9 protein-coding genes are annotated in these 12,992 nt (G+C 44.6%); 1 reads left to right on the top strand and 8 read right to left on the bottom strand.

The genetic code is table 11. The features are described 5' to 3' along the window. Window positions 1–42: 42 nt before the first annotated feature. The 8 genes from LU279_RS04325 to LU279_RS04290 all read right to left on the bottom strand — a co-directional run bounded on the left by LU279_RS04325 (window position 43) and on the right by LU279_RS04290 (window position 10,774). The gene (locus LU279_RS04325) at window positions 43–924 is read right to left on the bottom strand and encodes a hypothetical protein (protein ID WP_274421337.1); all 882 of its coding nucleotides are present in this window, start codon (window positions 922–924) and stop codon (window positions 43–45) included. A gap of 224 nt (window positions 925–1,148) precedes the next feature. Next, on the bottom strand, window positions 1,149–2,078 hold the full coding sequence (gene pfkB, locus LU279_RS04320) for a 1-phosphofructokinase (RefSeq protein ID WP_274421336.1): 930 nt from the start codon (window positions 2,076–2,078) through the stop codon (window positions 1,149–1,151). Between the two features lie 167 nt (window positions 2,079–2,245). Next, window positions 2,246–5,071, bottom strand: a complete 2,826-nt coding sequence (locus LU279_RS04315) for a translation factor GTPase family protein (protein ID WP_274421335.1) — start codon at window positions 5,069–5,071, stop codon at window positions 2,246–2,248. Between the two features lie 175 nt (window positions 5,072–5,246). After that, on the bottom strand, window positions 5,247–7,571 hold the full coding sequence (locus tag LU279_RS04310; protein ID WP_274421334.1) for an ABC transporter permease: 2,325 nt from the start codon (window positions 7,569–7,571) through the stop codon (window positions 5,247–5,249). Next, window positions 7,568–8,251 (bottom strand): ABC transporter ATP-binding protein, encoded by a 684-nt coding sequence (locus LU279_RS04305; protein WP_274421376.1) that lies wholly within the window; start codon window positions 8,249–8,251, stop codon window positions 7,568–7,570. Before LU279_RS04305 ends, LU279_RS04310 begins: the two co-directional genes overlap by 4 nt. 109 nt (window positions 8,252–8,360) lie before the next feature. Continuing rightward, on the bottom strand, window positions 8,361–9,398 hold the full coding sequence (locus LU279_RS04300; RefSeq protein WP_274421333.1) for a sensor histidine kinase: 1,038 nt from the start codon (window positions 9,396–9,398) through the stop codon (window positions 8,361–8,363). 8 nt (window positions 9,399–9,406) lie between these two features. Then, complete coding sequence (locus tag LU279_RS04295) at window positions 9,407–10,093, bottom strand: response regulator transcription factor (RefSeq protein WP_274421332.1); 687 nt, start codon at window positions 10,091–10,093, stop codon at window positions 9,407–9,409. A gap of 138 nt (window positions 10,094–10,231) precedes the next feature. Continuing rightward, window positions 10,232–10,774 (bottom strand): TetR/AcrR family transcriptional regulator, encoded by a 543-nt coding sequence (locus LU279_RS04290; protein WP_274421331.1) that lies wholly within the window; start codon window positions 10,772–10,774, stop codon window positions 10,232–10,234. Between the two features lie 203 nt (window positions 10,775–10,977). On the opposite strand from LU279_RS04290, the gene glgB reads away from it, so the two are divergent. Further along, window positions 10,978–12,762: a 1,4-alpha-glucan branching protein GlgB gene (gene glgB, locus LU279_RS04285; RefSeq protein WP_274421330.1), complete on the top strand. Its 1,785-nt coding sequence runs from the start codon at window positions 10,978–10,980 to the stop codon at window positions 12,760–12,762. Window positions 12,763–12,992: the final 230 nt, after the last annotated feature.

The raw sequence follows: 12,992 nt of genomic DNA, 5'->3' as shown, positions 1-12,992 counted from the left end.
TTTATTTGTACTTATTAATCAGGAATATTTTACAACAGAATACTACTGTTTCTTCTGTTCCTCCAGAAGCTTCTTCAAGCGCCTTATTTCAGCCTCTGCGGCCTCTGTTTTCTTTCGTTCCATGGCAATGCCCTGTTCGATTCCCTGTTCCAGCCCCTGTTCAACGCCCCGCTGGATCAGCTTATCCGATTCCAGTTCCAATACCTTTCCGCCCATTACATCACCAAATCCTTTCCTTACTTTTTCTTTATCTCTGAACACATAATCTGCGATCCGGATTATCAGCTCTACCATATCTCGATACGCTTTTTCATTCCCTTTCTCAAGGAATTTTTCTTCCAGATACTTCTCGATTTTTTTATACTCGTCTAAAAATCCCTTCCATTTCTCGCCGTCTGTGTCCAGACCTTTTTCCTGTTCATATTTTATTACATGGTACGGCAGTAAAAACAGCAAATGCTTCTTCAGCATATCATCGCAGGTAAACCTCTGTACCTGTACGACAGGAACCGTGTACTCTACTGTATTGCCATCTGGCATCACAATCTCCACGGATATCCTATCCCTCTTTTTTGTACCCCTAAGGTACAACACGCATGACTGCGGAAAATACATCCGATATCTGCCGTTTTCTTTCTGTACATACTCCAGACTGATGGCAAAATCATATTCAATCATACGGATCACCATTGTAGAATCATCAGTGCTCTGACATTCTATATGATAAATACGATTCGCAATCAGTAAATGGGAATCTGTGATCACTCTGCCGTTTTGTGTCTGATGTTCATTTCTCTTTTGTATGATTTTAATATCCTCCGGATAGGAAGTGCCAAAGACTTCATTAATCAGCGGGATCGCCAGCTGCGGCATTTTTTCCAGCATGGTCCGGAACACATCATCAAAAATAGTACTGCTTTCCATAAGACATCCCTTTCTTTATGTAACTTATAGTATTCACTTTCAGGTTTTGTCTTATGTATTTCAAGAAATGTTATCAGCCAGTATCTTTTATTCCGGAGCACTCCCGGAATCCTTATCTTCTGTGGAAATGGTGTTGATAACCGGCCTCCCTCCTTTATCATATAAAACAATTGATAATTACATTTTTATTATAAAAGAATCACAGACATTTATAAAGAAAAACATTATGAATTTTCATTCTTCCTGCAATCGACCACCTGCCGATAAACCTCTTCGATTGCTTCCTGTGTTGCCAGATTTTCGGAAAAAGCGCTGGCGCTGCCTGCTGCAATACCCATATAAAATGCGTGTCGATAATCCTGTTTTTCCATCCAGCCTACCATAAATCCTGCCACCATGGAATCCCCGGCTCCCACTGCGTTTACAAGCTTTCCCTTTGGAGCAGGACTCTGATAAACCGCACCCTCTTCCGTCACAAGAACCGCCCCATCTCCGGCCATGGAAATCAGCACATTTCTTGCCCCCATTTCCTGGAGCTTTTTGCCGTAAAAGATCACATCTTCCCCTGTGTGAAGCTTCACACCGAAAATATCGCCCAGCTCATGATGATTGGGCTTCACCAGAAAAGGATGATATTTCAACACTTTTACAAGAAGCTCTCTGGTTGCATCTACCACAGTTACCACGCCGCGTCCAGACAGTCTTTTCATAATTTTTTCGTACATATTATCCGGCATGGATGCCGGGATGCTGCCTGCCAGAAATAAAACGTCACCCTTTCCAAGTCTGTCCAGTTTTTTCATCAGCTCTTCTACTTTGTCCGGAGCGATCTCCGGCCCGGCGCCATTGATCTCAGTTCCATCAATGGATCTCAGCTTCAGATTGATCCGGGAAAGTCCCTCTTCTACAGGGATAAAATCCGAATCTATCCCCATATCCTGAATTCTTCGTATGATTTCCTCCCCGGTAAAACCTGCGGCAAAGCCAAGGGCAGTATTGGAAATCCCAAGGTTTCTGAGAACTATGGAAACATTGATTCCCTTGCCTCCGGGAAGAATCTGCTCAGAACTGGTTCTGTTAGTAAATCCCAGCCTAAAATTTTCCACGTCCACAATATAATCCAGAGACGGATTAAAAGTCACTGTACAGATCACGGCCTGCTCCTCCTTTTTCTTATCTTTATACCAAAATCCCCTGTCAGTTGTGACAGGGGTAAATTCTTCCTGATATTTCCTTATTGTAGAAATTTTCTTACAATGCTTTACGAACTCCCGCAAACACTGTTCAAATAAATGCCGAATCAACGGCTCTCTGCATGATTTTACAGTTTCTCCTGTCCCATCCGTACTTTTTCCAGATAGGCCGAAAGTTCCTCCGGCACCTGATCGAAAAGATAGGTCTTACTGCTCTGGCGACGGGCTTTCCATTCCTGCTTTCCTGCTTTTTCCGCATCCTCGATTTCTTTTTTCAGTCCCATGGCAGAAAGCCGATGAGCGCCCTGTCCCATAATGATCACCTGCTCCAGTCCGTCAGAGGTGGCAACAGTCACCTGATACTGACGACCAATCCTGTGGACAGTTTTTTCTATATATTGATCTGCAGTTTCCGCCTCTTTTGTATATACTACAAAAATATTGTGATAGGGAATCACTTCCTCTGCATGCCCCTCCACTTTATAAGCGTCAAATACAAGAATCAATGTACATTTCCGGTATCCCTGATAATTGCAGAGAATGTCCATAAGCTTGTCACAGGCGGCATGAATATTTTCTTTTGCAAGATCCCGCAGTTCCTCCCAGGCAAAAATAATATTGTACCCGTCCACAAGAAGATATTCTTCCTTACGCGGTTTCCCTGCCCGATAGCGAACTGTATTCTCAGAAGTTTTTCCTACGGTTTTATAAGGAGTAAACCGCTCTTTTTTTACAGCGCCGAAAGTTCTTTCAAAAATCGCCTGAAGCTCCTGATCCTCCTCATAGCTTCCGCTGTAGGAAAATCCCTTCTGACTTTTGCGTCCTTTTTCCCTGCCTGCTCCGCTCTGTGCTGATGGATATGCTGAGCTGTCTGAAAAATGCTCTTGTTCCGGAATCTCGTACCAGCTCTCTGTATCCTGCGCCAGTTCCTCTGCATCCACACCGCAGTCCAGATGCTTATAAGTTTCCACCTGATCCCAGGGAACAACAAATCCCGCCCCGTGAGCGCAGAACACGGAACCGGTGGGATTTTCCAGGTCACGTTCAGAATCATAGCCGGAAGCCATTACCAGCTCATCCTGGTTTCTGCAGGGCGCATACCCCTTCAGATTACAAAAAAGCCTTCCCCTTCCGCCTGTATAGGAAATCACCTCTTTCTGGTAATCTCTCATAGATGAAACTGCCGCCGTACCTGTAAGGACAGCCATATCCCCGTCTGTCTCCGGCGGCTGAAAACTTCCCTGCATTTTCTGAACGTCTGACATTGCCCGGCCGATCATCTCTGTGGGAACTTCCAGACGAAACTCATAGTAGGGTTCCAGAAGAATACTTTTGGCTTTTTTCAGCCCCTGTCGCACAGCCCGGTAAGTTGCCTGCCGGAAATCTCCGCCTTCTGTATGCTTTGCGTGAGCCCGTCCGGTCAGAAGAGTAATTTGCACATCTGTCAGGGCAGATCCTGTCAGAACTCCCAGGTGTTCTTTTTCCTCCAGATGTGTCAAAATCAGTCTCTGCCAGTTCCTGGCAAGAACATCTTCACTGCAGGCAGTAAAGAACTGACAGCCGCTTCCCGGCTCTCCCGGTTCAAGAAGAAGCTGCACCTCCGCATAATGACGCAGCGGCTCAAAATGTCCCACACCGATCACAGGCTCTGCAATAGTTTCTTTGTACACAATACTTCCTGCCCCAAATTCCACAGCCACATGAAAGCGTTCCCAGATCATACTTTTCAGAATTTCGATCTGAACCTCTCCCATCAGCTGAGCATGGATTTCTCCCAGAACACTGTCCCACACTATGTGAAGCTGCGGCTCTTCCTCTTCCAGCTGTTTCAGTTTTTTCAGCATCTCGTGAACGTCACAGTCCTCAGGAAGTATGATCTGATAATTGAGAACAGGTTCCAGAACAGGAAGAACCGACTCCTGTTCTATGCCAAGTCCCTGGCCCGGACAGGTTTTTGTCAGTCCGGTCACAGTACAGATATCTCCTGCAGAAACCTCCTGTACCAGTTCATATTTTGAGCCGGAATAAATACGGATCTGATCAATTTTTTCCTCATCTAAAATCGTTTTAACCTTCAGATTTCCACCTGTGATCTTAAGATAGGTAAGCCGCACTCCCTGAGGATCTCTGGCAATCTTAAATACTCTTGCACCGAATTCCCGGGGATAAGCCCGCTCCATGGTATAGCTTTCCAATCCCTGTAGAAATTCCTGAACGCCCTGCATTTTAAGAGCTGACCCAAACCAGCATGGAAACACCTTTCTCTCCGCGATCAGACGGCAGATTTCTCTGTGTTCAACCACCCCTGTTTCCAGATAAGTTTCCAGCAGCTCTTCCTCGCACATGGCAAGATTTTCCATAAGAGCCTCTCGTTCCCTGGAAATGTCCGTTCCCTGTTTCCTGCTTTCTGTTTTGCCATTTTCACCGCCGAAGCTTTCACTGGTGTCCTCTGTCAGGCAGGTAAAATCCATACAGTTTTCGTTGAGACGTTTTCTGAGATCCATAAGAAGGGCATCATGATCTGTGCCCTGCTGATCCATTTTATTTACAAAAAGGAACACCGGAATCTCATATCTTTCCAGAAGACGCCACAAAGTCATGGTGTGGCTCTGTACGCCGTCCATACCGTTTATTACCAGGATCGCGTAGTCAAAAACCTGAAGAGTCCTCTCCATTTCCGCAGAAAAATCCACATGTCCCGGAGTATCCAGAAGCGTAATCTCCATATCCTCTGTTTCCAGCCGCGCCTGCTTGGAAAATATGGTGATTCCCCGTTCCCGCTCCAGTTCATAAGTATCCAGAAAGGCATCTCCATGATCCACTCTTCCCAGCTTTCGTATTTCTCCGCAAAGATAAAGAAGCCCTTCTGATAAAGTAGTTTTCCCGGCATCTACATGGGCGAGAATACCGATGCATATACGTTTTTTTGTTTTTTCAGGCTTTTGTCCGCCCATAAAAAATGCCTCCTTCTGTGATCGTATTATAGTAAATTATAGCACAAAAGGAGGCGATAGTCGAGATGCCACCGGAAGGATCACGTCAGCCATAATAGCAATCTATTTTACCCTTGTTGGAATTTCATGTATTTTTCCGAAATATTATAAACTCTTAATTCTCTGAATGCCAAAATCACAATTCACTGATTGTTGCAGTAATAGGCATATTACAAATGCGCTTTGCCGGAACAAAAGGCGCAAGTAACGAAACAGCTACAAGTAACACCAGTATTCCTGCTATTGATATTGAAGGAAGCTGCCATTGAGTTCCCCAATAATTTGTAATCATCTGAGAGTAAAGAAAATAATGAAGGGGTAATCCCAGACCGCATCCTGCAAAAAATCCAAGTATTGTATATGTAGCAGCTTCCATACGGATCATCTTCTTAATCTGTATGTGATCCATCCCCACAGCTCGCATGGCTCCGTATTGCTTTGTTCTTGCAGATACACTCATGGAAATACTGTTTACAGTATGAATAATAGTGATCAGTGTAATCACAGCCAGAAATCCATACACAAATAAACAAAACATCAAATATGTATTTTGTGTGTCCCTGTTTTGCGCCACTCTGTCATAAAAATCATAATGTCCATCTGCCAGTGCGTGAAGCTCGTCAATATTCCGGTCTGTTGCGTCTGAAGTCAGCTGCACATCAAGAACAGCATAGTCATCTTTGCCTGTAATATTCTGAAACGTTTTCTCTGAACAGATCACACAGGGCTGGTCTGTTGTGTCAAAGGGACTGTCTTCCAGGACTCCGGCTACCGTAAGCTCTGTCTGCTCCAGCAAAATGGTATCGCCAACCTTTAAAGAGTTGCTTTTATCATAGACTGTCAGTACCCCCTTTCCCTCGGAGATATCTGATATATCACCAGCGGTCAGATCTTCCTCCGCCCACCGGAACTGCTGATCGTCATAGGAAATCAGGTCGATTTTCCCCTGTTTTCCTTCGTATTCTGCCGGAAAGCTCTGATACATCCTGCCAAACGCACGTTTTACATAAGGTTTGTCTTCCACCTGTCTGACAAAGCTTTTTTCAATTTCGCACCGATTATCCGGACTGCTGTAAAAAACATCCGGCGCCCAGGGTCTTAACGGGCTAAGCGCCATATTCACCCATTGTACAAGAACCGAAAAACTCAGGATCATTATAATACTGAGGGCAAAAGATCCTGTCATAAGAAGCATATTTTTGCGGGAGGATACTGCATGATGAAGCCCCAGAGCTGTTTCAATCTTCAGGAAGCTCTTTCTGACCGGCCGGGAAGTGCTTCCCCTTTCGGAAAAATTCCCGGTAACAGCCGCAACCGGAGAAACTGCTGCTGCCCGCCTTGCCGGAGAAATAGAAGATAGCAGCACAGTCAACACTCCAATAATAATTCCACTGGCGATTCCTACACCGCTGATTCCAAACAGAGGGATCTGTACAAACTCTGATCCTGCGCCAAATCTGAGCATTGCACAAAGTATCCATGTACCTGCAATTCCTGCTGCCACGCCAATCGGAACGGCCGTTTTACACCAGTAAAAAGCTTCCAGTCTGACTATGTGCATAACCTGAGTCCGACTTGCCCCAATGCAGCGAAGCATTCCAAAAAATTGTATCCGCTCTGCGGTTCTGCTGTTCAGGCTTCCCGCGATCATAAAGACTCCCGCAGCAAGAACCAGAACAAACAAAATGGCAGCTACAAGGTACAGCCCCATAACATATGAACCACTGCTGGATCCTGCTAATCCCAGCAAAGCCGTATTTTCAGATAATGTTTCATCGGTAAATCCATATGTCTGCCGCAGCTCAGCAATCACCTTACGAATATTGATATTTTTGTCAAAGCGTACAAACCATACCGGTTTAAGCTTGCTTCCTTCTGCATTTGCCAAACGCTGAAAAGAGTCCCAATTCAGAAATGCCCCCACAACATCAACATCTGTGGTGGTCATGGTCACATCTCCTCCAAAACCGGAAATCGTATAGTCATAATCTCCGGACAGCGTATGTATGGTAACCACATCTCCAATATTTACAGAAAGCAGCTCTTTTGCACCATTAGAAAGTAAGATTTCATTCTTTTTTACAGGATACTGCCCTTCTGTCAGATCATCATAGATATTTGTGAGAAACGAATGATCGCCACCTTCGATCACGCATTTTTTCCCCTGGATCGTATAAGAATCGGACAGATTGAAATTCAGTCCGTCATAACGGGAGAACGCCGCCACATCTGTCCTCTGTGTAATCTGCTCAATCTGCTGCTCAGACGGCTCCTTCAGCATAATATGCCAGCTGCCATGCTCTTCTGTCACACGGCTCTTTTCCATACGAATCGCCATATCTGCCATACTGAAAATCGTGGTAACCAACAGCACAGAAATGATAATGCACAACATTGTCATCCGGTTCTGTCTTTTCCGCACTTTCGCAGAAATCGGAATAAGACTTAAATAGCTTTTCATTCACGGCACCTCCCAAAATCGGTCAGGACACCGTCTGATACCTGAAGTACACGATCTGCCGTCTGCGCGATGCTGCGGTTATGCGTGATCATAATGATCGTCTGCTCATATTGTTTTGACGCCTCTTTCAACAGGGCAATCACCTCGCTGCTGTTCTGAGTATCCAGATTTCCTGTAGGCTCGTCCGCAAGGATCAGGGCCGGCCGGGTAATCAGCGCACGCCCTATCGCCACTCTCTGCTGCTGACCTCCGGAAAGCTGGCTGGGCAGATAGTTTCGCCGATCTTTTAAATTCAATACAGCCAGCAGCTCCTCCAGATATTTTCTGTCCGGCTTCTGGTAATCCAGCAGCATTGGAAAAATCATATTCTGCTCCACAGTCAGCTCCGGAATCAGATTAAACGCCTGAAAAATAAAGCCAATATTCCTGCGCCGGAACACTGTAAGTTTTTGGTCGTTCATAGAAAAAATATCCTTGCCATCGATCAGCACCTTTCCGGTCGTTGGCGTATCCAAAGCACCGATCATATTCAACAGGGTACTTTTGCCGGAACCTGATTCTCCAACAATTGCCACATATTCGCCTCTTGGAACAGAAAAGCTGACATTTTTCAGCGCCTTTACAGAAGTTTCTCCGCTGCCATAGGTCTTACAGATATTTCTGACCTCTAATAAATCCATCATGCAACACCTCTTTCTCAATAACTTTGTCATGCAGACAGATATCATTCTTTTTGTGTCTGCATTACAAAGGATAACACTGAAACCTTACAGTCAGCCTACAGCCAGCCTACAATTTTGTAGGAATTAAAAAATTCATTGTAAAAATCGTGCCTCTTCCTGGTTCACTGTCAACCTCAATACTGCCGCCATGGGCTTCAATAATCGCTTTTGCAAGCGGAAGTCCAAGTCCGAGCCCCTGTCTGTCACTGGAAAAACGGCTGCGATAAAACCTCTTGAAAATGTGATGCAGATCCTCCGGATGAATGCCGCATCCATTATCCTTTACGGTAATCTGGATCACGGAGGGCAGGGCTCTCCATTCGATATGGATCGTATCTCCTTTTTCTGTGTGATCCAGAGCATTTTTCACAATATTACCGATTGCTTCCCACATCCAGTCACGATCACATAAAAGAAAAATATTATCTGAACCGGACAGAATAAGCTCTTTCTGTTCCTGCCTGGCTCTATATGCAAAGTGCAGCTCAATATCTCCCATCATATCCGCTACGTTCTCTGTTTTCTTTTCGATCAGCACAGAGCCTGCATCCAGCTTTGTAATTTTAAGCAGATTCTGCACCAGTATTTCAATGCGGTCAAGTTCCTGCTCTGACAAATCCGCAAATTCTTTTACCTGAGCCAGATCTGCTTCTTCGTCCTGTAGCAGCCCGTTGTAAATATTCAAAGCCGCCAGAGGTGTTTTCAGCTGGTGAGAAATATCAGAGATCGTATTTTTCAAAAATTCCTTTTCCCGAAGCTGATTATCTGCGTGAGCATTTAACACCGCCGCCAGAGAATTGACAGAATGAAACAGCCGATATAATTCTCCCTCTTCGTCACATTCAATACGAGCATTGCGATCGCCGTCAAGATATTCATGGATCTGTGATACTGCCTGTTCCATTATCTGATTTTGTTTTCGGAAGCAGGAACAGCAAGCTGCCCATACAGCGCCTCCTGCAAACAAAAAAAGAAACAGCAGGCACAGAGAAACACGCTGACAGGATAGCCACAGATATCCCTGCGCCAGCATAAGAAAGATCAGCCAGATAACTGATAACGAAAGAAACAGCTTCTTGATTTCTTTATCTGCAAATATCTTCATAAAACGCCTCACCCTGTCACATTCCATTTATAGCCCATTCCCCGGACTGTCAGAAGCATCTGCGGTTCGCTGGGATTATCCTCAACCTTTATGCGAAGCCGCCTCATATACACGGTAAGAGTACTGCTGTCAATATAATTTCCGTCGCAGTCCCACAGCTGGTCTAAAATTTTTTCTTTGGTAAGTACCATGTTGGGATTTCTCATAAACAGACAAAGCAGCTTATATTCTGCAGCCGTCAGCTCCAGCAGTTCTCCGTTTTTGAAAGCCTGTCCCTGCAGTAAAAGCACTTTTATTCCGTTGGATTCCAGCTGCGTATCTGCGGAGCTGAAATCTTTTGCCCGTCGGAGAAGTGCATTGACTCTGGACACTAGCACCCCCAGCTTAAACGGTTTTGTAATATAATCGTCTCCGCCAATATCCAGCCCCATAATAATGTTCATTTCCTCATCTGCTGCTGTCAGAAAAATAATAGGTACTTTGGAAGCCTGTCGCACTTTCTGGCAAAATTCAAATCCCGTGCCGTCCGGCAGCGCTACGTCCAGTACCAGAAGATCATATTTTCCATCTGCCCACAGACTGTCTGCTTCTTTGAGCGTTCTGGCAACAGACAGTTCAAAACCCTGTTTCCTGAATGCAAAAGAAAGCCCGTTGATCAGACTAAGATCATCTTCTAAAAGCAATATGTTACTCATGTTTTGCTCCTTTCCCTGTTTCTGTAATATCTATTTCAGATCAGTAACGAAAGTCCATATTCATCTGTTCTATATTCCTGAAATTGATCACATCTCCCAGAACTGACAAATATTTTCTATTGAAATTTTCTCTATGATCTACTCCCGGAAATACAGTGGTCTCAGATTCCTCACCACATTTTCGCTGACGCGGATCACTGCCTCCAGATCCTCATCTCTGTGGTTCAGATATGCATGAAAGCATCCCTGAATACAAAAAGACAGCAGGATATTCCGCTCTGTATCCTGCTGATATTCCGGATATCTCTGCCATATCAGCTTTTTCAGTTCTATTTCCAGGCAGTCTCCCAGCCTTGCTTTTTCCTTCCCGGAAAACAGAATACTGATCAGAGAATTACTGGAAAGAAGAGCCATATAAAGGTTGCCGGTAAAAACCTCCGGTTCCCGGAAAGGATCCTGCTGCTGCGCAGAAATATTTTTTACTACAGAGGTAATGGTTTCCGCCTCCATCAGCTCTGACAGAGCAAAAATATCCTCATAATGGCTGTAAAATGTAGATTTATTAATGCAGGCAAGCCCGCACAGCTCCTTAACTGTGATCTTTTCCAGTGGCTTTTTAGCCCTGAGTTCCAGAAACGCATTTTTGATTGCTTTTTCTGTTTTTTCTATTCTGATATCCATACTCTCCCTCTTCTTCCGGTTTTCTTTTCTGAATGTCCCAACCCAATTCTTTTTCATATTGATCTTTCTTATATATGCGACACTTTTGCCAAAAGGTTGCTTATCCGTCTTACAGGATGTTTTGTCGGTAGACATATCCTGTACTGTTTTTTATATTATAGTCAAAAGAACAACTGATGTCTATTATCTATAAGGAGAATACCATGGATTTTTACGGATTCTATACAGGAAAAATTTTTGACGCCTACCACTATCTGGGGGCTCATATAAACAACGGCACAACCATGTTCCGCACCTTTGCGCCTGCCGCTTCCCGAATCACTGTATTCGGAGATTTTAACCACTGGCAGGAATGGGATATGCACAAAGTTTCTGACGGCAATTTCTGGGAGCTTTCTATTCCGGGAACAAAAGAAGGAATGATGTATAAATACTGCATTTATGACAAATCAGGAAACCGTGTAGAGCACTGCGATCCCTATGGCTTTGGCATGGAGCTGCGCCCTGCTTTCGCATCTGTCATAAGAAATCTGCACAGTTATTCTTTCCATGATCACGAATGGCTGGCATCCCGTACAGACTGCCGCAAAAAACCGCTGAATATTTATGAACTGCATTTCGGCTCCTTTAAAAAGCCCTCAGAAAAAGCGGATTCCTGGTATACCTATAAAGAAATGGCTGAAATCCTGATTCCCTATATAAAAAATAACGGCTACAACTATCTGGAGATCATGCCCCTGAACGAATATCCCTGTGACGAGTCCTGGGGATATCAGGCAACCGGTTTTTTCAGTCCTACATCCAGATACGGCACTGCAGATCAGCTGAAATATTTTGTAGACCGCTGTCATCAGAACAATATCGGCGTGATCATGGACTTTGTGCCAGTACATTTTGCTGTAGACAGCTACGGTCTGGCTCAGTATGACGGAACCGCCCTGTATGAATATCCTCATTCTGCTGTGGGTGTCAGCGAATGGGGAAGCTGCAACTTTATGCATTCCCGTGGCGAAGTCCGCAGTTTCCTGCAGTCTGCTGCAAACTACTGGATAAAAGAATTTCATATTGACGGACTTCGTATGGATGCCATCAGCAGAGCCATTTACTGGCAGGGAGATCCTGCGCGGGGTGTAAATCTGAACGCAGTGGAATTTCTCCAGTACATGAACAGGGGACTGAAGGAAATGTACCCCTCTGTGATTCTGGCTGCCGAGGATTCCACATCTTTTCCAAAGGTTACAGACCCGGTTTCTCAGGGTGGTCTGGGATTTGACTATAAATGGGATATGGGATGGATGAACGACACTCTGAACTATTTTCGTACCGGCCCGGAATATAGAAGCGCAAACTACCATAAGCTGACCTTTTCCATGATGTATTACTATGACGCAAGATTTCTTCTTCCACTTTCTCATGATGAGGTGGTACATGGAAAAGCTACAATCCTCCAGAAAATGCATGGTGATTATGACAACAAATTTCCTCAGGCAAGAGCGCTTTATATGTATATGTACGCCCATCCGGGGAAAAAGCTGAATTTTATGGGAAATGAATTCGGCCAGCTGAGAGAATGGGATGAAAAACGGGAACAGGACTGGATGCTTCTGGATTATCCCATTCACAGTGGTTTCGCCCGTTTTATGAAAGATCTCAACGAAATCTATCTGTCCCATTCCGCTCTCTGGGAAAAAGATTATCAGGCAGACGGCTTCCGGTGGATTGACTGCCACCAGGAGCAGACCTGCGTCTATGTATTTGAACGGAACAGTCAGAAAGAGCGCATTACTGCCGTTTTTAATTTTTCTGATCGTCCTCAGACCTATGAACTGAAGTTTTCCGGTTGCCAGAAAATCGAAGAACTTCTTAACAGCGATCTGGAAATATACGGAGGCAGTCTGAAAAGGCGCCGACCTGCCAGAAAGCTCACAGCCGGCAGATATCAGACAGAACTTCCTCCATTTTCCGCAGTGTATTATATTGCGGAATAACAATGCCCTGAAAGTACAGTTAGTTCCGCAGACAGCCAAAAATCTGTCCCTCACAAAGCATTAGATATGGTAGATTCTACTTTTTCCTGCCTGTAAAGTAAAAAACTGCCAGGCCAACTTCCGACAGGCTGTCATTTCCTGCCGAAAGCTGTCTGGCAGCTTTCTTTTCTGTTATTTTATTTTCCTGAAATACCTGATACTGTAAAATATATCATCGACAAAATAATTTC

The sequence above is a fragment of the Blautia sp. XA-2221 genome (genome assembly GCF_028767025.1).
GTDB lineage: Bacteria > Bacillota > Clostridia > Lachnospirales > Lachnospiraceae > Blautia_A.
Note: the sequence above shows the minus strand (reverse complement) of the source record. Positions and strands in the feature narration are given on the sequence as shown.